The following is a 23,642-nucleotide window of genomic DNA, read 5'->3' on the forward strand; positions in this document are numbered from 1 at the left end:
CCAACGCTGCGTACCCTGCCATTGCGCTGGCATCTGAGCAGATGGCAGTTTTCGAGCGACGACCGATAAGCACTCGCCGGCATTGCTGCTGGCATCGCCACTGTCATGGCGAAGCGAATCCGGGCAGGGCTGTGGCGGATGATCACCCAGCCGATTTGCCAGCCGACGCACGCTCGGCCGGCGCTGAGCCCACCGGCTCCGTTACAATCTGCAGCCACGTTTCTGACACGGTTCCCCGGACATGATGGTCCTCGAGGGCGCTTCCGCCCTTTCGCCGTTCCGCCGCGCTCGGCTCGAAACCCGCCTGCAAACTCTCGTCCCCGCGCTGCGCATCACCGGCGCTTGGCACGTGTACTTCATCCGCGCCGAGGCCGGGCAATTGGCAGATCAGGCCACCTTGCAGCGGATCCTGCAGGCCGGAGCCGCCCCTGCGCCGCGCGATGATGACGCTTCCTCGCGCTACGTGGTGCCGCGTCTGGGCACGCTATCGCCATGGTCGAGCAAGGCCACCGAACTGGTGCGCGGGGCCGGGCAGCCGATCCAGCGGGTGGAGCGCGGCACCCGTATCGATCTGGCCGGTTTGCCGGAAGATGCTGCCGACCAGACCGCCGTGGCCAAGCTGCTGCACGACCCAATGACCCAGTCGTTGCTCGGCTCGGCCGCCGCCGCCGAGGCGTTGTTCAACGTGCCCGATCGCGGCCATCTGCAATGCGTGCGGCTGGATGCGCTGGAGCAGGCCAACCGCGACCTGGGTCTGGCCCTGGCGCAGGACGAGATCGACTACCTGCGCGAACGCTTCGCCGAATTGGGCCGCGACCCGGTCGACGTCGAGCTGATGATGTTTGCCCAGGCCAACTCCGAGCACTGCCGGCACAAGATCTTCAACGCCAGCTGGACCATCGACGGCAAGCCGCAAGAGCGCTCGCTGTTTCGCATGATCAAGCACACCCATCAGCAGACTCCGCAGTACACCTTGTCGGCTTACAGCGACAACGCGGCGGTGGTGGAAGGTGTGCCGGCTGCGCGCTATCGCCCGGATCCGGCCACCGGCCAATACCGCAGCGAGACGGTTGTGCCGTCGGCGTTTGCGATCAAGGTCGAAACCCACAATCACCCGACCGCGATCGCGCCGTTTCCGGGCGCAGCCACCGGTGCAGGTGGCGAGATTCGCGACGAAGGCGCCACCGGTCGTGGCGGCAAGCCCAAGGCCGGCTTGACCGGTTTTTCGGTCTCGCACCTGCGTATTCCGACCCTGCCCCAGCCGTGGGAAGCGCCGCGTACGCTGAACCCGCGCATGGCTCCGGCGCTGGACATCATGCTTGAGGGCCCGCTCGGCGGCGCCGCGTTCAACAACGAATTCGGCCGCCCGAATCTGCTCGGTTATTTCCGCAGTTTCGAACTGGCCGAAGGCCCGGGCCTGAGCCGTGCCTACGACAAGCCGATCATGCTGGCCGGTGGCCTCGGCGCGATCGATCGCAATCAGGTCCAAAAGCTGCGCCTTCAGCCGGGCGATGCGGTGATCGTGCTCGGCGGCCCGGCGATGCTGATCGGCCTGGGCGGTGGTGCGGCCAGCTCGGTAGCCGCCGGCGACAGCGCCGAGGCACTGGATTTCGCCAGCGTGCAGCGCGAAAACCCGGAGATGGAGCGCCGCTGCCAGGAGGTCATCGACCGCTGCGTTGCGCTGGGTACCGACAACCCGATCCGCTGGTTCCACGACGTGGGCGCGGGCGGTTTGTCCAACGCCATTCCCGAGCTGCTGCACGACTCCGGCGTGGGCGGCATCATCGACCTGGGCCGCGTGCTCACCGACGACCCCTCGCTGTCGCCGCTGGAACTGTGGTGCAACGAATCGCAGGAGCGATACGTGCTTGGCGTGCCGCAAGCGCGCCTGCAAGAATTCGCTGCCATCTGCGCCCGCGAACGCTGCCCGTTTGCCGCAGTCGGCGTGGCTACTGCGGAGGAATGGCTGGTTGTCGGGTACGGCGTGTTTGGTGACGAGATTGGGGATGGCCGGCCACAGCCTGGCCATCCCCAATCCCCACTCCCAATCGATCTGCCCATGGACGTGCTGTTCGGCAAAGCGCCGAAGATGCATCGCGATGCGGTGCATCCGCCGGCGCCGCGTTGGCCGGTGCTGCAGACCGCCACGCTGGATCTGCAGCAGGCCGGTCTGCGCGTGCTGGCGCATCCCACTGTGGCGTCCAAGAGCTTTTTGGTGACCATCGGCGATCGCAGCGTTGGCGGGTTGACCGCGCGCGAGCAGATGATCGGGCCGTGGCAGCTGCCGCTGGCCGATTGCGCGATCACCATGGCCGGGTTCGATACCTTCGCTGGCGAAGCGATGTCGATCGGTGAACGTACCCCGCTGGCGCTGTTGAACGCTGCCGCATCGGCACGCATGGCGGTGGGCGAGGCGATCACCAACCTGTGCGCCGCACCGGTGCGGACGCTGGATAGCATCAAGCTGTCGGCAAACTGGATGGCCGCCGCCGGCCATGCGGGCGAAGACGCCTTGTTGTACGACGCAGTGCGCGCGATCGGTATGGAACTGTGCCCGGCATTGGAGCTGAGCATACCGGTAGGCAAAGACTCGCTATCGATGCAGGCGCAGTGGGTTGAAACCGGGATTGCTGATTCAACGGTCGTGATTGGCGAAACGCCAGAGCCCTCAGTTTCTGCGAATCCCGAATCCAGGCTCTCCAATCCCGTCACGCACAAAAGCGTTTCGCCGGTGTCGCTGATCATCAGTGCGTTCGCGCCCGTGGGCGATGTGCGCACTCAGCTGACGCCGTTGCTGCGTAACGACGAAGAAAGCGAGCTCTGGTTGATCGGGCTGGGTGGCGGCAAACAGCGGTTGGGCGGGTCGGTGCTGGCGCAGGTATATGCCGACGATGCGGCGCTGCCTGCGTTCGGTGGCGAGGTGCCGGATCTGGACGATGCGCAGCGGCTGCGTAGTTTCTTCGAGCTGATTGGCGATGCGCGTGGGAGCGGGCTGTTGCTGGCGTATCACGATCGCAGCGATGGCGGCGCGTTTGCAGCGTTGTGCGAAATGGCGTTCGCCTCGCGTCAGGGACTGGATATCACGCTCGATGCATGGGGCGATGATGCTTTCCGCAGCCTGTTCAACGAAGAGCTCGGTGCGGTGGTGCAGATCGCCAGCGAAGATCGCGCCGCGTTTGCCGATCTGGTCGAGCGTCACGCGCTGACCGAATGCGCGCAGCGCATTGCTCGCCCCATCGGCACGCCGCGCATTCGCGTGAGCGGGCAGGGGCGCGTACTGGCCGAGTGGCGTTGGGAAGAATTGTTCGATGCCTGGTGGTCGGTAACGCACGCCATGCAAAAGTTGCGCGACAACCCCGAAACCGCTGACGAAGAGCGCGCGCTGGCGCGTCATTTCCAGGCGCCGGGATTGCGTCCGAAGCTGGTATTCGATCCGTCCGAGGACGTGGCAGCGCCGTTTGTGGCGACCGGTGCACGGCCCAAGGTGGCGATCCTGCGCGAGCAGGGCGTCAACGGGCAGATCGAGATGGCCTACAACTTCGAACGCGCTGGTTTCCGCGCCTACGACGTGCACATGAGCGACCTGATCGAAGGTCGCGTGGATCTGGCGCAGTTCGCAGGTGTCGCTGCCTGCGGCGGTTTCAGCTACGGCGACGTGCTGGGTGCCGGCCGTGGTTGGGCGACTTCGATCCTGGAGCGTTCGGCCTTGCGCGATGCATTCGCCGCGTTCTTCGCACGCAGCGATACCTTTGCGCTGGGCGTGTGCAACGGCTGCCAGATGCTCAGTCAGCTCAAGGAGATTATCCCCGGTGCCGAGCACTGGCCGCGCTTCCTGCGCAATCGCAGCGAACAGTTCGAAGCACGTACTGCGATGCTGGAAGTGGTGGAGTCGCCGTCGATCTTCCTGCGCGGCATGGCCGGTTCGCGGATTCCGGTGGCAGTGGCGCATGGCGAAGGTCGCGCCGAGTTCGACACCGCCGTGGACCTGGCTGCTGCACGCGTGGCGTTGCGTTTCATTGATGGCGATGGCGCAGTGGCATTGCAGTACCCGCTCAATCCGAACGGCTCGCCGGACGGTATTACCGGGCTGACCAGCAGCGACGGTCGCGCCACCATTTTGATGCCGCATCCCGAGCGTACCCCGCGCAGCGCAAATCTGAGCTGGTATCCGGCTGGTTGGGGCGATGACTCGCCATGGCTGCGGATATTCCGCAATGCGCGGGTGTGGTGCGGTTAATGGCAGCTCGTCGGACGCGGTAAGGCAGGCGCGCGCGGCCGCGCAACCTCAGCAGGCCATGCGCGATGGCGCCGGTCGACGGCATCATCGTCAAATATCGCAGTGACAAAGGTCACTGCACGCAGCGTTGGCATTGCCACTTCTGCCACGCTCACCGCAGCTGCGTCGCGCGCGGCAGTTCAGTTGGCACAGGCGGCAGCGCGCAGCGGCATGCAGGCCGCACCGAAGCATGTGCGCACGCTGGCAGTGGACAGTGAGTTGCTCAAGCTGCCTGCACAACATTAGAGCGGCTAACAAAACGACTGCGCTCACCGTCAGGCGGGCGCGGCCGGTGCTCGGAATCGGCATGTACCACGCGTACACTGCGGTTCCTGCGCGCCGTCCGCACACACCTGACGATTGCTCGCTACGTTTTGTTAGCCGCTCTTACATTGGGCCTGGATTTGCCGGAACCGCGATGGCGGCGCCGCACTTGGCGGGCACTGCTGCACTGGTGCAAAGCGCCTTGATCGCCGATGGCGAGTCGCCGCTGACGCCAGCGGCGCTAGAGCGCCTGCTCAAGCGCAGCGCACGGGCGTTCCCGGTGCAACTGCCGTTGAGCACACCGGCTGGTAGCGGCATCGTGGATGCAGGCGTTGCCGTCAATCGTGCATTGCGTCATTGCAACTGGGGCGATGTGGGTGCCAGTTGGATGCACGGGCACTACGTAACAGCGTGCCCAAGCGCAGCTTGTCCAACGCGGCTGGCGACACCGGATCTTTCACTTTCGAAGCGGCTGCCGGCGCGATACTGAGCTTCATCAGCTATGGCGGTAGCGGGCAGGCATCGTTGTATGTGGCGTTGGCGCGCGAGCCGACCGCCACCGATAACCATAGCGTGTCCAGTCGCAGCGGCACCAGCCAGACAGTGCGCTTCACCGCGCCGCGTGCGGGGACCTGCATCGTCAAGCTCGATGGTGCGCGATTGGATGAAGTGAGCCTGCTGGCGCGTCAGTGATCCGACACACGACAGCGCGCTGGTCCGGCCCGACGTGTCGGCGCCACGCGTGTTGACCCGTCCGCTGGCACATACCAGCGCTGTTTCTGCGCAACCAAGTCTGCTGGCATCCTGCCAGCGGTTTTTTTTGTCTGCAATGGACATGCGTATTCAGGATTAAAATGTCCTGTAGGACATCGTCTAGGTTGCTGTTTTCCAAATAGTTATCAAAAAATAATAAAAGCAAGCGGGACTTTAACGGAAATCATACATCGATTCGCCTCCTGTCAAAAACTTGACGCCTGATTTGACTGCGGTTAACACTTCGCCCAGTTCTCTGGTTGGGTAGCATTCATTTTTTGACTGCTCAGGATGCAGCTTTCCGCGCATCGCCAGCAGGCCTATGGCGTCAATAACTCCGGGGAATCGTTAGCGGCTGGGTAAGGCCTCGCGACGGTGGGATTCGCCAAAATCCAGTCCAAAACGTCAGGAGTCGTGCGTTGATGAATTGCATTTATCGCAAGGTTTGGAAGAAATCGTTGAGCGTGTTGGCCGTGGCATCGCAATTGCTCAGCGGCGACAGCCCGGGTGCAGGGGCCCCGGCCATGTCGACCGACCGTCGCTGCGGGGGAGGGCTGGCCGCCGCGATCGCCATGGTGCTGGGTAGCGCTGCGACCGCAATCCCTCTTTGCGCGATGGCGAAACCGGTCGAAAGCGGCGTTGCATCGGCACAGGTCGGCAAGGACACCGCAATTGGCGCAAACGCCGTTGCCGTCGGCTACAACACTTTCTTGCGCCAGAGCGGCGAAAACGGCGTAGTGCTCGTTGCCAACGCTGGCGGGACCGGTGTCAACTCGGTGACGTTGGGCGCAGGCTCGCGCACCCACGAAGACGGCGTGGTGTCGGTGGGCAGCGGTGGCCTTGCCAGGCGCCGCATCACCAACGTCACCCCCGGTATCAACGTCACCGATTCGGTCAACGTGGCGCAGTCGCAGGACGTGGCCGATGACACCGCAATCTTCTTCAAGGCAACGCCGGGCCAAGACAGTGTCGGCGCGTATGTCGAAGGCGCCAGCGCGCTGGCTGCGGGCGACGCCGCCAATGCGACCGGCACGGCGACAACGGCGTTGGGAACCGGCGCCACTGCCGTGGCCGACAATGCCACCGCAGTGGGCGCCAACGCACTGGCTGCCGGCCAGAACAGCGCAGCCTTCGGTCAGAACTCACAGGCCAACGGCCCGGGCAGTGTGGCCGTCGGCGGCGCGGCGGTGAACGAAAATGGCGAGCCTTTGATCGCCAACGGCGGCTTGCCGGTCACGACCGGCGCCACCAGTGCCGGCGTCGGCGGAACCGCAGTCGGTGCCAGCGCCAGTGCCGATGGATTTGCCGCTTCGTCGTTCGGTGTCGGGGCGTATGCGGCCGGCGCGCAATCGTCCGCATTCGGTGCGGTTGCCAACGCCGGTGGCGATTACGCCACCGCTGTCGGTACGCAGACCAGCGCCAGTGGCACCAGCAGCACCGCGCTCGGCGGTCCGGTGGATCTTATTCCGGGCCTGGGTTTGTTCGTGCAGACCCAAGCCAGCGGCGAAGCATCAACCGCGCTGGGCGCCGGTGCGATCGCATCGGGCACGTACACCGCGGCGGTGGGCACGCTTAGCGCAGCCTCCGGCACCGAAGCCACCGCTGTGGGTTATTTCGCTTACGCATCTGGCGAAGGCGCAACTGCAATCGGTCCGGAATCTTTGGCCAGCGGTGAACTCAGCACGGCGTTGGGTGACTACAGCACTGCACGCGGTGCCAATTCGGTTGCGTTGGGTGCCAATGCGGTGGCCACGCGCGCCAACACGGTGTCGGTCGGTGCGGCCGGCGATGAGCGTCAGATCACCAACGTTGCTGCCGGTACCGAAGGCAGCGATGCGGTGAATCTGGACCAGCTCAACGCGGTCGGCGAGACCGCTGAGACCACTGCGCGTTTGTACGCGGGCACCGGCATCGGTATTGCCGATGCACAGGGTGAGGACGCCACCGCTGCCGGCTCCAGCGCCAGCGCACAGGGCGATTACAGCAGCGCGTTCGGCTCCAGCAGCCAGGCGCTCGACACCGGTGCCCTGGCGGTTGGCAGTGGTGCCAGCGCCGCCGCGCAGTTCGCCAGCGCTTCGGGTTACAACGCCGCGGCCAGCGGCTACAGCAGCGTGGCCACCGGTGCCTACAGCCAGGCCAGCGGCGACTATGCCATAGCCGTGGGTGGTGGGAGCGAAGCGGCTGGTGCGCAGAGCACCGCACTCGGTGCAGCCGCGGTTGCCTACGGCGACGGATCGTTGGCCGCCGGCATGCTGAGCGTGGCCGATGGCAGCGAAACCACTGCGGTGGGTTACTTCGCCAGCGCCAGTGGCAAATCGGCCACTGCGGTCGGCGCGCAGAGCGTTGCCGATGGAACCAGCGCCGCCGCATTCGGCTTCGGCGCTAAAGCCACCGGCAACTACACCACTGCTTTGGGCGGCTATTCCAGCGCGACTGGCTTCAACAGCACGGCGCTGGGCAATTTCTCCGAAGCCACTGCCCAAGGCAGCGTGGCACTGGGCGCCGACTCGGTGGCCGACCGCGCGTTTGCGGTGTCGGTCGGCAGTACAGGCAATGAGCGTCAGATCACCAATGTCGCTGCCGGCACGCAAGGCACCGATGCGGTGAATCTGGACCAGCTCAACGCAGTTGCCGAAACCGCCCAATCCACCAGCAAGTATTTTCAGGCCAGCGGCAGCGCCGACAGCGCCGCCGGCGCCTACGTGGAAGGCGACAACGCCTTGGCTGCAGGCGAGGGCGCTAATGCGACCGGCACTGGTACCACTGCATTGGGTGCAGGCGCGCAAGCGGTGGTCGATAGCGCAACTGCGGTGGGCGTCAACGCCCTGGCCAGCGGAATCGGCGCGGCAGCTGTGGGCAGCAACGCCCAGGCGCTAGGCGAAAACAGCAGCGCGGTCGGCAGTAACGCGGTGGCCAACGATGTTGGGGCCGCTGCAAACGGTGCTGGCGCGCAGGCGATTTCGACCTACACAACCGCGCTCGGCAGCGAAGCGGTAGCCTCCGACAATATGGCAACCGCTGCGGGTTTCCGAAGTGCCGCGTCCAATGTCGGCAGTACCGCTTTCGGTGGTTACAGCAAATCCAGCGGCCAGTTGGCGTCGGCACTGGGCTACGGGGCAGTCGCATCGAGCGACTACAGCACCGCAGTCGGTGCCTCATCGCTGGCCTCCGGTGCCAATGCCGTGGCAGTAGGTGAATTCAGCGAGGCCACTGGCGAAGAAAGCGTCGTCGTCGGCGGCGGCAAGTTTTTCGGGTTCATCCCGGCGCGTGCGTCCGGCACTGGTGCGGCCGCATTCGGTGCCGGTGCCTGGGCCACGGCCGACTACACCACTGCCATCGGCTGGAATTCGTATGCCGACGGCGTCAATGCCACGGCATTGGGCAAGAGTGCGGCAGCACTGACCGACAACGCGCTGGCACTGGGTGGTGGCAGCCTCGCCAATGCGGTCGGCGCCAGTGTAGTGGGTGTAGATGCGTCGGCCACCGGCATCAACAGCACCGGTGTCGGTCGGCGGGTCAACGTCATTGGCGAAAACGCGGTCTCGGTGGGCTACCAGTCGTTTGTGCGCCAAAGCGCGGTCAACGGTGTAGCACTCGGTGCCAATGCCGGCGCCAGCGGTGCAGATTCGGTGGCCTTGGGCTCGGGTTCGCGCACCTACGAAGCCGAGACGGTGTCGATCGGCAGCGGTAATGGCCGCGGTGGCCCGGCCACGCGTCGCATCGTCAATGTGGGCGCCGGTGCGATTGCCGATGCCAGCAGCGATGCGATCACCGGCGGCCAGTTGTTCCAGTCGCTGAGCAACGCGGCCAGCTTCCTCGGCGGTGGTGCGGCGATCGGTGCGCAAGGCGTGTTCGTGGCACCGACCTACGTGATCCAGGGCGCCAGCTACAACAACGTGGGTGCGGCATTGACCGCGCTGGACAACAAGTTTACCGAGCTGGATGCGGCGGCGGGTGGCGGCATCGCAACCGCCAGCACGGCGGCGCGCACGCTGTCGCTGCGCACGACATCTGTGCCTGCGGTGGCTTCTGCGGCAGTGACCGAGTCCGTCGCTGACGACACCGCCGATGCAACGGCAAGCGTGCAAGGCACGCCGACCGCAGCGGTGGTCGGCACCACTGCAGCCGCAACATCGACGGCGGTCGGCACGGCCGCACTGGCCAACGACGTCACCGGCACTGCCATTGGCGGCGGTGCCTATGCGCATGGTCCTAACGACACTGCGATCGGCAGCAATGCACGCGTCAACGCCGATGGCAGCACCGCAGTTGGGGCCAACACGCAGATTGCGGCGGTGGCGACCAATGCAGTGGCGGTGGGCGAAGGGGCGCAGGTCACCGCGGCATCCGGTACGGCCATCGGCCAAGGTTCACGCGCCAGTGCCCAAGGTGCGGTTGCCTTGGGCCAGGGCTCGGTTGCAGATCGTGCCGATACGGTGTCGGTGGGCAGCGTCGGCGGCGAGCGTCAGGTGGCCAATGTGGCGGCCGGTACGCGTGCCACCGATGCGGTCAACAAGGGCCAGTTGGACAACGGCGTTGCCGCTGCCAACAGCTATACCGACAGCCGCTACGACGCGATGGCCGACAGCTTCGAAACCTACCAGGGCGATATCGAAGACCGCCTGCGTCGGCAGAACCGTCGTCTGGATCGTCAGGGCGCGATGGGTTCGGCGATGTTGAACATGTCCGCCAGCGTGGCCGGTATTGCCTCGCAAAACCGTGTCGGTGCTGGCGTTGGTTTCCAGAACGGCGAGTCGGCGTTGTCGGTGGGCTATCAGCGTGCGATCAACCCGCGCGCCACGGTGACCGTTGGTGGCGCACTCAGTGGACAGGACCGCTCGATCGGTGTGGGTGCCGGTTTCGGCTGGTAACGCGCGTTTGCATGAAACGCGGCGGCGCCGATGTGCGCCGTCGTGGTAGAGCAAGGCCTGAGGGTGTGGGCAAGGACCGTGGCTAGGCCGGCCAACGGATTCTCATGAGTGATGGCCGTAGCAGGAGTGGCCTAAAAAACGTAGCGAACCGCCTGGCGATTGCGTAGCGGTTTCGATAGCTGCTCCAAGCCTGACCCACGAAAAACACGAAGAGGACTTCACCGTGATTGACAAGAATTTCCGTCTCAAGCCACTGGCCGGTGCCATCCTGATGATGGCCCTCAGTGCTTCGGGCACCCTCGCTGCAGCCCCCAAACTGCTGGTAAAGGAACCGACCCAGGCAGCGCCGGCCAGCGCGGCGTCCAGTAGCCGGTTGATCGTCCGTTATAAAGACAACACCGCTGCCGCGACCGATCGCGCCAGGAAGTTGACCACCGTGCAGGCTGCAGTCGGTCGCGTCGGTGCGATCAGCGGCGCGCGCGCCAGCGCAGCCGCCGCCAAGGCGACATATGTGCGCAAGCTCGGCATCGGTTCGGACCTGATCAAGCTGTCCAGCACGCTGACCACCGCGCAGGTGAACAATGTCGTGGTCGAGCTCAGGAACGACCCGTCCGTGGCCGACGTGCAGATCGACCGCATGCTGCATCCGGTCGAGATCGATATAAAGCGTCTTGCAGCCACCGATGTGAGCCCGCAGCTGGTTCCCAACGACCCGCTGTATGCGCAGCGCCAGTGGCATCTGAGCAACCCCAACGGCGGCATCAATGCGCCGGCCGCATGGGATCTGTCGCAAGGCGCCGGTGTGGTGGTGGCGGTGCTGGATACCGGCATCCTGCCGGATCACCCCGACTTTGCCGGCAACCTGCTGCAGGGTTACGACTTCATCACCGATGCCGAAGTCTCGCGTCGCCCGACAGATGAGCGCGTCCCTGGCGCGCTCGATTATGGCGACTGGCAAGAGGCCGACAACGTCTGTTACGCCGGCTCGGCGGCGAAGCAAAGCTCCTGGCACGGCACCCATGTTTCGGGCACCGTCGCCGAAGCAACCAATAACGGCTTAGGCATGGCGGGCGTCGCACCGAAGGCGACCATCCTGCCGGTGCGCGTGCTCGGCCGTTGCGGCGGTTACATCTCCGACATCGTCGATGCGATCGTGTGGGCCTCCGGTGGTACCGTCCAAGGCGTGCCGGCCAATATCAACCCGGCCGAAGTGATCAACATGAGCTTCGGTGGCGGCGAAGTCTGCGATTCGGCCACCCAGTTGGCGATCGATGACGCGGTCTCGCGCGGCACCACTGTGGTGGTGGCGGCCGGCAACGGTGGCGAAGATGTGGCCAACCATTCGCCGGCCAATTGCGACAACACGATCACCGTGGGTGCCACGCGCATTACCGGCGGTATTGCCTTGTACTCCAACTACGGCAGCAAGGTCGACCTGTCTGGCCCGGGCGGTGGTGGCAGCGTGGACGGCAATCCGGACGGTTACATCTGGCAGGCCGGCTACACCGGTGCGACCACGCCGACCTCCGGGACCTATGATTATATGGGCTTAGGCGGCACCTCGATGGCGTCTCCGCATGTGGCCGGCGTCGTCGCCCTGGTTCAGAGTGCATCGATCGGTCTGGGCAATGGCCCGCTCACCCCGGCCGCCGTCGACGCATTGCTCAAGCAGACCAGCCGTCGCTTCCCGGTGACTCCGATGGCCAGCACTCCGGTCGGCAGCGGTATCGTCGATGCCAAGGCCGCGCTGGAAGCGGTGCTGGTTGAGCCATGCGATCCGGCCACCGAGAGCTGCGCGCTGCCCGCCATCGCCTTGACCAACAAGCTACCGGTGACCGACCTGAGCGGTGCCTATGCCAGATCCACGCTGTACAGCTTCGAAGCCAAGGCCGGCGCCGTGCTCAGCTTCATGACCTACGGCGGTACCGGCGATGTGTCGGTCTACGTCAGCTTTGGCGCCGAGCCCAGCGCGACCAGTTACCACGCCAAGTCGACCCGCCCGGGCAACAGCGAAACCGTGCGCTTCACTGCTCCCAAGGCAGGGAGGTATTACATCAAGTTGGTGGGTGTGAAGGACTATGCGAAGCTGACGCTCGTTGCACGACAGTAAACAGTAAATAGCTAAATTGTGTGACCGATGCCCCCGCCAATCACCGGGGGCATCGTTTTTCGGGGCGTTACAAATGCGTACGGTTGATCGTCGCGGCAAACTGCTACAGTCAGGGTCGGACCAGTGGAGACGAGTGTGAACGCGGTTGCCGTCGATCCAATTGAGCATCCAAGTGCGGAGACGCGCATCGTCGAAGCGCTGCTTGAACGCCGTCGTCTCAAAGACACCGATCTGCTGCGCGCGCGCCAACTGCAGACCGAATCCGGCATGGGCTTGCTCGCCTTGCTTGGCCGTCTGGGACTGGTCTCCGAACGCGATCACGCAGAGACCTGCGCCGACGTGCTCGGCCTGCCGCTGGTGGACGCGCGGCAACTCGGCGACACCCCACCGGAAATGCTGCCTGAAGTACAGTGCCTGTCGCTCCGGTTTCTCAAACAATTCCATCTGTGTCCGGTCGGCGAACGCGACGGCCGTCTGGATCTGTGGATTGCCGATCCGTACGACGATTACGCCATCGATGCGGTGCGCCTTGCCACCGGATGTCCCTTGTTTCTGCAGGTTGGGCTGCGTTCGGAAATCGACGATCTGATCGAGCGTTGGTACGGTCAGGGTCGCAGTGCAATGGGCACGATCGTGGAAACCGCCGATGGCGATGCCAATAGCAGCGACGATATCGAAGCGCTGCGCGATCTGGCTTCCGAAGCGCCGGTGATTCGCCTGGTGAATCTGGTGATCCAGCACGCAGTGGAATTGCGCGCCTCCGACATTCATATCGAACCGTTCGAAAGCAGGCTCAAGGTGCGTTATCGCGTGGACGGCGTGCTGGTGGAAGGCGAAAGCCCGCCGGCCAAACTCACCGCTGCGGTGATCAGCCGCATCAAGATCATGGCCAAGCTCAACATCGCCGAACGCCGGCTGCCGCAGGACGGCCGCATCATGTTGCGCGTGCAGGGCAAGGAACTGGATCTGCGCGTCAGCACCGTGCCCACCGCCCACGGCGAAAGCGTGGTGATGCGTCTGCTCGACCGCGAAACGGTGGTGTTCGACTTCTACAAACTCGGCTTTACCGAAGATTTTCTGCCGCAGTTCCGCAAGGTGCTCGAGCAACCGCACGGCATCATGCTGGTGACCGGCCCGACCGGTTCGGGCAAGACCACCACGCTGTACACCGCGTTGAGCCAGCTCAATACCTCGGACGTGAAGATCATTACCGTCGAAGACCCGGTGGAATATCAGATCGAGGGCATCAACCAGATTCAGGCCAAGCCGCAGATCGGCCTGGATTTTGCCAACGCGCTGCGCAGCATCGTGCGTCAGGACCCGGACATCATCATGATCGGCGAAATGCGCGATCTGGAAACCGCGCGCATCGCGATCCAGTCTGCGCTCACCGGTCACCTGGTGCTGTCCACGTTGCACACCAACAACGCCGCCGGCGGCATCACTCGTTTGCTGGATATGGGCGTGGAAGACTATCTGCTCACCTCCACCATCAACGGCATTCTGGCGCAGCGGCTGGTGCGCAAACTCGATCTGGACAACGCCGAACGCTACGCCGCCTCGCCTGAGGAAATCGCCAAGTTCGATCTGCGGCGTCTGCAGCCGGATGGCGAAATCTATCTGTATCGTCCGCGTCCCTCGGCAGCCGCACCGACCGGCTATCTGGGCCGCACCACCATCGTCGAATTCCTGGTGATGAACGACGAACTGCGGCGTGCGGTCATGCGCCGGGCCGGCATGGGCGAGATCGAACAACTGGCCCGCAAGGCCGGCATGCGTACCATGTACGAAGACGGCTTGTCCAAAGCGCTGCGTGGCGAAACCACCATCGAAGAAGTCCTGCGCGTCACGGAGGATGCGTGAGCGGCGAGGTGACTGTGTGGTCGGGTAGTACGTGCTCGGGACCAGGGAGTTCGCGACCGGGGGCCGGCAATAGCCAGGGCAGCGGCAGGGTTGCGGCTTTCGCACGTGCCGACCGTAGCGCGGTCAGGTTCCAGTCGTGCGGTAAAACGCTTTTCCCGATTCCCGATTCCCGATTCCGCATTGCCGGCTCAACCACCTGATGCCGCTGTACCGCTACAAAGCGCTCGACGCTCACGGCGAAATGCTCGATGGCCAGATGGAAGCGGCCAGCGATGCGGACGTTGCGCTGCGTCTGCAGGAGCAGGGCCATCTGCCGGTGGAAACGCGTCTGGCTAACGGCGAAAACGACTCGCCGTCGTTGCGCGTGCTGCTGCGCAAGAAGCCGTTCGACAATGCGGCGCTGGTGCAATTCACCCAGCAGCTGGCGACCTTGATCGGCGCCGGGCAGCCGCTGGATCGCGCGCTGTCGATCCTGATGGATCTGCCCGAAGACGAAAAAAGCCGCCGCGTGATCGGTGATATCCGCGACACCGTGCGTGGCGGTGCGCCGCTGTCGTCGGCACTGGAACGCCAGCACGGGCTGTTTTCCAAGCTGTACATCAACATGGTGCGCGCAGGCGAAGCAGGCGGCAGCATGCAGGACACGCTGCAGCGTTTGGCTGATTATCTGGAACGCAGCCGCGCGCTCAAGGGCAAGGTGATCAACGCGTTGATTTACCCGGCGATCCTGCTGGCGGTGGTGGGGTGTGCGTTGTTGTTCCTGCTCGGTTACGTGGTACCGCAATTTGCGCAGATGTACGAAAGCCTGGACGTGGCCTTGCCGTGGTTCACGCAGGCGGTGTTGAGCGTGGGCTTGTTGGTGCGCGACTGGTGGGTCGTGCTGGTTGTGGTGCCCGGCGTGCTCGGGCTGTGGCTGGATCGCAAGCGTCGCAACGCCGTCTTTCGTGCGGCGCTGGACGAATGGCTGCTGCGGCAGAAAGTGGTTGGGAGCCTGATCGCACGTCTGGAAACCGCCCGGCTGACACGCACCTTGGGCACTTTGTTGCGCAATGGTGTGCCGCTGCTTGCGGCCATCGGCATCGCACGCAATGTCATGTCCAATCTTGCGTTGGTGGAGGATGTGGCCACCGCCGCCGACGACGTCAAGAACGGGCATGGTCTTGCCATATCGTTGGCGCGCGGCAAGCGGTTTCCACGGCTGGCCTTGCAAATGATTCAGGTGGGTGAAGAGTCCGGCGCGCTGGATACGATGCTGCTCAAGACTGCCGACACCTTCGAGCTGGAAACCGCACAAGCCATCGATCGCGCATTGGCCGCGCTGGTGCCGCTGATTACGTTGGTCCTGGCCTCGGTGGTGGGGCTGGTCATCATTTCGGTGCTGGTGCCGCTGTATGACCTCACCAATGCGATCGGCTAGGAGTGCCAACAAACCTACTGCGCTCACCGCCAGGCGGGCGCGGCCGGTGCTCGAAATCGGCATGTACCACTCGTACACTCCAGTTGTTATGCACCGTCCGCAGTCACCTACCGACTGCTCGCTAGGTGTTGCCAGCCGCTTTCTCGGTTGGGCAACGTCTTCACGACAACGTTCCGGCGACCGCGCAACGCAGACGCGGGAACCATTGCGATGCCCGCCGGGTCATCTTCTGGCGGCAGCATCCTTTATCGATGTACAAGGAAATCGTTCATGATCAAGCGCTCCATCACTCGCAGTCCGTTGCGCGCAGGCCAGGCCGGCATGAGCTTGCTGGAAATCATCATCGTCATCGTGCTGATCGGCGCGGTGCTTACGCTGGTCGGTAGCCGCGTGCTCGGCGGTGCCGATCGCGGCAAGGCCAATCTAGCCAAGTCGCAAATCCAGACCCTGGCCGGCAAGATCGAAAACTTCCAGCTCGACACCGGCAAGTTGCCGAGCAAGCTCGATGACCTGGTCACCCAGCCGGGCGGCAGTAGCGGTTGGCTGGGCCCTTACGCCAAGCCGGTCGAACTCAACGATCCGTGGGGCCACACCATCGAATACCGCGTGCCGGGCGATGGGCAGCCGTTCGATCTGATCAGCCTGGGCAAGGATGGTCGTCCCGGTGGCAGCAGCTACGACTCGGACATCAAGTACCAATAAGCCGTCGCCATGCGCGTTGCGTATCAGCCGTTGCGTCATCCACGTGCGCTAGTGCGCCCTGGCCGTACACGCACGCGTGGCACTTCGTTGCTGGAGATGCTGCTGGTCATCGCGCTGATCGCGATGGCAGGTGTGCTCGCCGCCGCTGCATTGAATGGCGGGATCGATGGCATGCGCTTGCGCACCGCAGGCAAGGCGATCGCCGCGCAGCTGCGTTACACGCGCACCCAGGCGATTGCCACCGGTACGCCGCAGCGCTTTTTGATCGATCCGCAGCAACGTCGTTGGGAAGCCCCCGGCGGCCATTACGGCGATCTGCCGTCGTCGCTGGAGGTACGTTTCACCGGCGCGCGCCAGGTGCAGTCGCGGCAGGATCAAGGCGGGATTCAGTTCTTCCCCGATGGCGCCTCCACCGGCGGGCGCATCGATCTGCGCGTCAAGGACGCGACCTGGCGTGTCGACGTAGGCTGGATCACCGGCGAAGTGCGCTCCGGGCAAGTGCGCACGCCATCGCCATGAAGCGTCAGCGCGGCTATACGTTGATCGAAGTGATCGTCGCCTTTGCGTTGCTCGCACTGGCGTTGAGTCTCTTGCTGGGATCGCTGTCCGGTGCCGCACGCCAGGTGCGCGCAGCCGACGAAAGCACGCGCGCCACGTTGCACGCACAATCCCTGCTCGCGCTGCAAGGCATGGATAAACCGCTGGTGCCCGAGCAGCAGCAAGGCACGTTCGAAGACGGGCATTTCCGCTGGTCGATGGATGTGCGCCCATACGACGAACCGCGACGTAATCCCCAGGCGCCGGTGTCGCCTGGCGCGCTCATGCTGCTGCAACTTACCCTGGTGGTGCGCTGGGGTGAGCAGCCCAATCAGATGCTGCGATGGCGCACCTTGCGGCTGGTCGCTGCAACCCAAGGCAGCGCCCCGTGAGCCGTTCGCGCAGCGCCGGCTTCACCTTGATCGAAGTGCTGCTGGCCACGATGTTGCTGGTCGGCGGGCTCGCATTGGCATTCGCTACGCTGCGCTCGGCCAGTGTGGTCAGTCAGCGCGGCGAAGCGATCGCCCAGCGCAGCGAGCGGGTGCGTGCGGTGGAAGAGTTCCTGCGGCGGCGTTTGGCGGCCGCATTGCCGATTGCGATGGGCATCGACCCGCAGAGCCAGCAGCCGATGTTGTTCGTCGGTGAGTCGCAGCGCATGCGCTTTACTGCCGATGTGCCGGATTATCTGGGCCGTGGCGGGCCGTATCTGCATGACCTATCGGTGGCCGGCGATGGCGAGCAGCGCAATGTACTGATCGCGCTGACCATGCTGCAATCGGGCAAGTCGATCGAAGAAGGCACCACGCTGCCGCCGGAAAAACTCGCCGAGGGCATGCAGCAGGTGAGCTTTCGTTATCGCGGCATGGATCCGCAAAGCGGCCGTCTGAGCGGTTGGTTGCCGCGATGGGAATGGCATGACCGCCTGCCCTTGTTGGTGCGCATCCAGATCCGCAGCGGCGATGCTGCTTGGCCGCCGCTGGTGGTGGCGCTGCCGCAATCCAGCAACGCCGGAGCGATGGGGCAATGAGCCAGATGCGCGGCGCTGCCTTGGTATTGGTGTTGTGGTTGATCGCACTGCTCACCGCGATGATCGGTGCGTTCGCGTTGACCGCGCGTGTGGAAGCGTTGCAAGGCAGCATGCTGCGCAATGGCGCGCAAGCGCAGGAGTATGCTCAGTCTGGCCTGGAGTATGCGCTGTCTCGATTGCGAAGCACCGATACGCAGTCACGCTGGCGCGCAGACGGTCGGCGCTATCGTTGGCAGATGGACGATGCCACCGTGGAAATTCGTATCACCGACGAAACCGGCAAGGTGGACCTGAACATGGCCGAGCCTACCTTGCTGGCCGGCCTGGTACGCGCGGTCGGAGCCGATCAGGCCAGCGCCGCGCGCATTGCCGGGGCCATCGTCGATTGGCGCGATGGCGATTCGCTGAGCCAGCCGGGCGGCGGTGCGGAAGACCGCGATTACGCCGATGCCGGGCTGCCGTACGGCGCAAAAGACAGCCCGTTCGAAACCCAGGGCGAGTTGCGACTGGTACTGGGCATGAATGGCGAACTGTATCGCAAGCTGTTGCCCAATCTCACGCTGTACAGCGGACGTTCGCGGCCGGAAGCGCGCTTTGCGCCGGGCCCGGTGTTGACCGCGATGGGCCTGGATGCGCAGCAACTGATGGCGCAGCGTGACGCGCCGCCGGGTTTGCCGGGCAGCGAGGCGACGGTGGGTGGCTCGGACATTTATAGTATCGAGAGCCGGGCACGACTTAGTCAGGGGCGCGAGGCGGTGTTGCGGGCGGTCGTGTCCACCAGCGCGTCCCCATTACCAGGGTCGGCCTACACCGTATTGCGTTGGGAAGAGGGAGCAGCAGTGCAATGACCGCATGGCGGGATACCTTGGGTCGCATCGGCTTACGCGCCATGCCGGGGGCAGGAGGCTTTTGGCGCTGGTGGCAACAATCGCTGCTGGCCTGGTTGCCGCAGCGTTGGCAGTGGCAGTTGGGCTTGTCCCAGGCACGCCTGTTGTTGCAACCCGATGGCGATGCGTTGCAATTGCTGCGCCAGCGCGATCACAGCAGCGACACCATCGCAAGCCTGCCGTGGCCGGTGCAACCGCAGGAAGTGAATGCCGTGCTACCGCCCGCGCTGGAAGGCCTGCCGCGGCATTGGCTGTTGCCGGCGGCGCATGCATTGCGCCGGCCTTTGCGCCTGCCCGCAGCGGCAGCGGCGCGCTTGCAGGATGTGGCGCGCTTCGAGATCGATCGGCAAACCCCGTTCACTGCCGACCAGGTGTATTTCGACGCACGCGTGCTAGATGTTCGCGAAGACGGCCAACTCGATGCCGAACTGGTGGTGGTGCCGCGGCGCATGATCGATGGCCTGGCCGGTGTGCCAGAGGCGTGGAGCACTGCGTTGTCGGGCATCGATGTCGCCGATGCGCACGGCCTGCCGTTGGGCGTGAACCTGCTTCCACCAGCGCGGCGTCTGCGTCGCAGCGACCCGATGCAGCGCTGGAATCTGTTGCTCACTGCCGCCGCGCTGGTCTTGCTGGCGGTGGCCGGTTGGCTGCTGCTCGACAATCGTCGGCAGGCCGCCGACGATCTGCGTGCCAAGGTGCAGGCCAATGCCGCGCGCGCGCGCCAGGTCGCCGCCGAACGCCAGCAATTGCTGGATCTGGTCGAAGGTGCGACGTTCTTCCAGCAGCAACGCACCACCCGGCCTACCTCGGTGGAAATCTGGGACGAGCTGAGCCGGCGTCTTCCCAGAGGCACCTATCTGGAAAAATTCTCCGTCGAAGGCGGGCAATTGCAGTTGATTGGATTGAGCAACGAAGCCTCCTCGCTGGTGCGTCGTCTGGAAGGCTCGCCGCTGTGGCGCACACCGTCGTTGACCGGCGTGTTGCAGAGCGATGCCGGCCGCAACGTCGACCGCTTCACCATTACCGCTGAGCTGGTCGGCCCCGACGCCAAGGAGGCGGCCGATGCCACGCAGCGTTAAGCGCGATCGCTGGATCGCTTTGGGTCTGTTGTTGCTGGTGACCGGCGTGGCTTACCTGGTGCTGGTGCACCCGTGGTTCACCCAACCGATGATCGCGGTGCAGGACGATCTGCAATCGCTGCGCGAGCGCGAGTTGCGCGTGCGCGTGCAGTTGCAGCAGGCCCCGCAGGTCAGCCAACGGCTGCGCCAGGCGCGCCAGACATTGGAAAGCCGCCCAGGTTTTTTGCCGGAAACGTCCGCCGAACTGGCTTCGGCAGGTTTGGTGCAGCGTCTGGAGCGCGCGGTGGTGGAGGCCAGTCCCGGCAACCGCAGCTGCGCCATCAGCAACCGCTCGCCGTTGCAGCCGGAAAGCAAGGACCGCTTCACCCGCGTCGCGGTGCAGGTGCGTTTGCGCTGCGGCACGCCGGAATTAGCCTCGGTGTTGTACAGCCTGGAAAACGGCACGCCGCGGCTGTTCGTGGACAACCTCAACGTGATGGCCCAGCGCTACCAACTCTCGCCCAACGAGAGCGGCAACGGCCTGGATATCGCCTTCGAACTGGCCGGTTATCTGCGGCCGGGCGCCAGTGCCGCACCGCTGAACACCGACGCCGCGCCCGCTGCTCCTGCCGCCGCGGAGGCCAGCAATGCGCCTTGACATGATCGGCCTGCGCACCTGGTTGTTGGCCACTGTGGTCGGCTGGGCATTGCTGGTGTGCGTGCTGGCCGTCGCCGGTCTGGGCAAGCGCGTCGAGCTGTTGCCCGACGACCCGGCACTAGTGCAGCGTCTGCCCACGCTGTCGGCACCGGCACCGGAACGCTTGGGAGCGTTCGAGAAGTATTCGGAAATCGCCGCGCATCCGGCCTTCGCCGAAGACCGCCTGCCGCATCCGTTCTTCCTGTCCGGCAACGATGCCAGTAGCGCCGCATCGACGGTACGCCTGACCGGCGTGCTGCTCACATCCAACTTCAAGATGGCTACGCTGACCCTGGACCCGCAGGACTCGGTGCGTGTACAACTGGGCGGCGAGGCGGTCAAGGGCTGGCGGCTGCTCGCGCTGCAGCCGCGCAGCGCAACCATCGAAGGTCCTGGCGGCACTCAGACACTGGAGCTGCAGGTGTTCAACGGCCAGGGCGGACAACCGCCGACCGCCAATGCGGTCGCTCCCGGCGCCACCCCACCGCTACCGCCGGCCGACGCTGCGGCTGCGCTGGTGCCGCAGCCGCAGACCCAGCCCGCCGCGCCGCCACAGCAGCTCGGTGGGCAGGCAGCGCCGACGGTGCCGCCGCAGCGCAGCGACGGCGCCCAGGAAGCTCCACGCCCCTCCGACGATCAGATGCGTGCCATCCGCGAACGTATCGAAGCCCGACGCCGCCAGCTGCAACAGCAGCGCCAGAGCGGCTCTACCCCCGGTCAGACCCAGTGAGTGAATGCATGACCCCGCGCCTGTTTTCCGTGTCCCTGCTGATTGGCCTGCTGGCTGGTTGCGCCACCACTCCACCGCCGGACGTGCGCCGCGACGCGCGCCTGGACCCGCACGTCGGCGCTGCCGGCGCCACCCAGAGCACTGCCGAGCAGCGCACGGACGGCAACGCCAGCGCCAAGCCCAGCCCGGTGATCCGTCGCGGCAGCGGCACCATGATCAACCAGAGCGCAGCTGCCGCACCGTCGCCCACGCTCGGCATGGCCAGCAGCGGCAGCGCCACTTTCAATTTCGAAGGCGAATCGGTGCAGGCGGTGGTCAAGGCGATCCTGGGCGACATGCTCGGCCAGAACTACGTCATCGCCCCCGGCGTGCAAGGCACCGTGACTCTGGCCACGCCCAAGCCGGTGTCGCCGGCGCAGGCCTTGAACCTGCTGGAAATGGTACTGGGCTGGAACAACGCGCGCATGGTGTTCAACGGTGGCCGCTACAACATCGTGCCTGCCGACCAGGCGCTGGCCGGCACCGTCGCGCCCAGCACCGCATCGCCGTCGGCCGCACGCGGTTTCGAAGTGCGCGTGGTGCCGTTGAAGTTCATTTCCGCCAGCGAAATGAAGAAGGTGCTGGAGCCCTACGCGCGTCCCAACGCTATCGTCGGCACCGACCCTGCGCGCAACGTGATCACCCTGGGCGGCACCCGCGCCGAGTTGGAAAACTATCTGCGCACGGTGCAGATCTTCGACGTGGATTGGTTGTCGGGCATGTCGGTTGGCGTGTTTCCGATCCAGTCCGGCAAGGCCGAGAAAGTCGCTGCCGATCTGGACAAAGTCTTCGGCGAACAGAGCAAGACGCCCAGCGCCGGCATGTTCCGTTTCATGCCGCTGGAAAACGCCAACGCAGTGCTGGTGATCACCCCGCAGCCACGCTATCTGGACCAGATCCAGCAGTGGCTGGACCGCATCGACAGCGCTGGCGGCGGCGTGCGTTTGTTCTCGTACGAGTTGAAGTACATCAAGGCCAAGGAGCTGGCCGATCGTTTGTCGGAAGTATTCGGCGGGCGTGGCAATGGCAACGACTCCAATGCCTCGCTGGCACCGGGGTCGGAAACCAGTGTGCTCGGTGGTGCACTGGGCAATCGCGACAGCAGCATGGGCGCCAGCTCGGGCATGACTGGCGGCAGCCTCGGCGAGAGCGGCGATGGCAGCTCGTTAGGTGGCAGTAGCGGCAGTGGCAGCAGCAGTGGAGGCTTGGGCAACGGCAGCCTGCAGCTCTCGCCGCGCAGCAATGGCAATGGCGCGGTAACGCTGGAAGTGGAAGGCGACAAGGTCGGCGTATCGGCAGTGGCCGAAACCAATACCTTGCTGGTGCGCTCCACGCCGCAGTCGTGGAATTCGATTCGCGACGTCATTGAAAAGCTCGATGTGATGCCGATGCAGGTGCATATCGAAGCGCAGGTGGCTGAGGTCAGCCTGACCGGCGATCTGCAGTACGGCGTCAACTGGTTCTTCGAGAACTCGGTCAATGCCTCCACCGACCCCAACGACGTGGGCACCAATGGCACCGGCATCGGCGTCGGCGCCGGTCTGCCCAGCGCCGCCGGGCGCAGCATCTGGGGCGATATCGCCGGCAAGGTCACCGGCAGCAGCGGCTTGGGCTGGACCTTCCTCGGCAAGAATGCCGCGGCGGTGATCACCGCCTTGGACAAGGTCACCAACCTCAAGCTGCTGCAGACCCCGTCGGTGTTCGTGCGCAACAACGCTGAGGCCACGCTCAACGTGGGCACGCGAATTCCGATCAATTCCACGTCGATCAACACCGGGCTGGGCAGCGACAGCAGCTACTCGTCGGTACAATACATCGATACAGGTGTGATCCTTAAAGTGCGCCCGCGGGTAACCAAGGACGGCATGGTGTTCCTGGACATCGTGCAGGAAGTGAGCACGCCCGGTTCGCGTCCCACCGCCTGCACCTCCGGCGAGACCGTGGTCAACAGCTCGGCCTGCAATGTGGACATCAACACGCGCCGGATCAAGACCGAGGCGGCCGTGCAGAGCGGCGACACCATCATGTTGGCCGGCCTGATCAACGACAGCACCAGCGATGGCAGTTCCGGCGTGCCGCTACTGAGCAAGTTGCCGGTGGTCGGCGCGCTGTTCGGACAGAAATCGCAGGAAAAGCGCCGCAACGAAGTGATCGTGCTGCTGACCCCGACCATCGTGCGCAACCCGCAGGAAGCGCGCAATCTCACCGACGAATACGGGCAGAAGTTCAAGGCGATGGAGCCGTTGCCGGCGTTGGGCAAGAAGTAAGTGCCGATGGCCCTGCCCATCGTGTACTGCCGGTTGATGTGGACGATGCGGCGTTGGATTGTCTGCCTGTGCGTCTGGGGCAAATGCCCCAGATGCGTTCTGAACTCATCCGCTGGCCGGTAGTCGGGTGCGATTGGCGTACTC

At 64.8% G+C, this 23,642-nt stretch carries 15 protein-coding genes, 2 other RNA genes and 1 pseudogene; all 18 read left to right on the forward strand.

The features are described 5' to 3' along the window. The first annotated feature begins 241 nt into the window (after positions 1-241). A complete protein-coding gene (gene purL, locus J5I97_RS03165; protein ID WP_208589017.1) occupies positions 242-4,237 on the forward strand; it encodes a phosphoribosylformylglycinamidine synthase in 3,996 nt (1,331 codons plus the stop codon). A gap of 102 nt (positions 4,238-4,339) precedes the next feature. Next, positions 4,340-4,522: a hypothetical protein gene (locus tag J5I97_RS20475; RefSeq protein ID WP_371885816.1), complete on the forward strand. Its 183-nt coding sequence runs from the start codon at positions 4,340-4,342 to the stop codon at positions 4,520-4,522. 61 nt (positions 4,523-4,583) lie between these two features. Then, positions 4,584-4,659: non-coding RNA, sX9 sRNA (locus J5I97_RS03175), on the forward strand. A gap of 11 nt (positions 4,660-4,670) precedes the next feature. Then, positions 4,671-5,233: pseudogene (locus J5I97_RS03180) on the forward strand (S8 family serine peptidase); the annotation flags it as partial. 482 nt (positions 5,234-5,715) lie between these two features. After that, positions 5,716-10,164, forward strand: a complete 4,449-nt coding sequence (locus J5I97_RS03185) for a YadA-like family protein (RefSeq protein ID WP_208589023.1) — start codon at positions 5,716-5,718, stop codon at positions 10,162-10,164. A 223-nt stretch (positions 10,165-10,387) separates the two neighbouring features. Then, on the forward strand, positions 10,388-12,274 hold the full coding sequence (locus J5I97_RS03190) for a S8 family serine peptidase (RefSeq protein ID WP_208589024.1): 1,887 nt from the start codon (positions 10,388-10,390) through the stop codon (positions 12,272-12,274). A 135-nt stretch (positions 12,275-12,409) separates the two neighbouring features. Further along, positions 12,410-14,137 carry a type II secretion system ATPase GspE gene (gene gspE / locus J5I97_RS03195; RefSeq protein WP_208589026.1) on the forward strand — a complete coding sequence of 576 codons (1,728 nt, stop codon included), beginning with the start codon at positions 12,410-12,412 and terminating at the stop codon, positions 14,135-14,137. A gap of 199 nt (positions 14,138-14,336) precedes the next feature. Beyond that, the gene (gene xpsF / locus J5I97_RS03200) at positions 14,337-15,554 is read left to right on the forward strand and encodes a type II secretion system protein XpsF (RefSeq protein ID WP_208589027.1); all 1,218 of its coding nucleotides are present in this window, start codon (positions 14,337-14,339) and stop codon (positions 15,552-15,554) included. 61 nt (positions 15,555-15,615) lie between these two features. Then, positions 15,616-15,691, forward strand: a non-coding RNA gene (locus tag J5I97_RS03205) — sX9 sRNA. A gap of 133 nt (positions 15,692-15,824) precedes the next feature. Beyond that, positions 15,825-16,256 carry a type II secretion system major pseudopilin GspG gene (gspG, locus tag J5I97_RS03210; protein ID WP_208589029.1) on the forward strand — a complete coding sequence of 144 codons (432 nt, stop codon included), beginning with the start codon at positions 15,825-15,827 and terminating at the stop codon, positions 16,254-16,256. A 9-nt stretch (positions 16,257-16,265) separates the two neighbouring features. Next, positions 16,266-16,775 carry a type II secretion system protein XpsH gene (gene xpsH, locus J5I97_RS03215; RefSeq protein WP_208589035.1) on the forward strand — a complete coding sequence of 170 codons (510 nt, stop codon included), beginning with the start codon at positions 16,266-16,268 and terminating at the stop codon, positions 16,773-16,775. Continuing rightward, positions 16,772-17,185, forward strand: coding sequence for a type II secretion system protein XpsI (gene xpsI / locus J5I97_RS03220; RefSeq protein WP_208589036.1), 414 nt, complete (start codon positions 16,772-16,774; stop codon positions 17,183-17,185). The genes xpsH and xpsI overlap by 4 nt, the downstream gene beginning before the upstream one ends. Further along, positions 17,182-17,820 (forward strand): type II secretion system protein J, encoded by a 639-nt coding sequence (locus tag J5I97_RS03225; protein ID WP_208589037.1) that lies wholly within the window; start codon positions 17,182-17,184, stop codon positions 17,818-17,820. The genes xpsI and J5I97_RS03225 overlap by 4 nt, the downstream gene beginning before the upstream one ends. Then, entirely contained in the window at positions 17,817-18,668 is an 852-nt protein-coding gene (locus J5I97_RS03230) for a general secretion pathway protein GspK (RefSeq protein ID WP_208589042.1), read from the forward strand. The genes J5I97_RS03225 and J5I97_RS03230 overlap by 4 nt, the downstream gene beginning before the upstream one ends. Next, positions 18,665-19,786, forward strand: a complete 1,122-nt coding sequence (locus J5I97_RS03235; protein WP_208589044.1) for a PilN domain-containing protein — start codon at positions 18,665-18,667, stop codon at positions 19,784-19,786. Before J5I97_RS03230 ends, J5I97_RS03235 begins: the two co-directional genes overlap by 4 nt. After that, positions 19,770-20,423 (forward strand): type II secretion system protein GspM, encoded by a 654-nt coding sequence (gspM, locus tag J5I97_RS03240; RefSeq protein WP_208589045.1) that lies wholly within the window; start codon positions 19,770-19,772, stop codon positions 20,421-20,423. The genes J5I97_RS03235 and gspM overlap by 17 nt, the downstream gene beginning before the upstream one ends. Then, positions 20,413-21,192 (forward strand): type II secretion system protein XpsN, encoded by a 780-nt coding sequence (gene xpsN / locus J5I97_RS03245; protein WP_208589046.1) that lies wholly within the window; start codon positions 20,413-20,415, stop codon positions 21,190-21,192. Before gspM ends, xpsN begins: the two co-directional genes overlap by 11 nt. 8 nt (positions 21,193-21,200) lie before the next feature. Beyond that, entirely contained in the window at positions 21,201-23,498 is a 2,298-nt protein-coding gene (gspD, locus tag J5I97_RS03250) for a type II secretion system secretin GspD (RefSeq protein WP_208589047.1), read from the forward strand. The last annotated feature ends 144 nt before the right edge of the window (positions 23,499-23,642 follow it).

Source organism: Xanthomonas fragariae, from assembly GCF_017603965.1.
Taxonomy (GTDB): domain Bacteria; phylum Pseudomonadota; class Gammaproteobacteria; order Xanthomonadales; family Xanthomonadaceae; genus Xanthomonas; species Xanthomonas fragariae_A.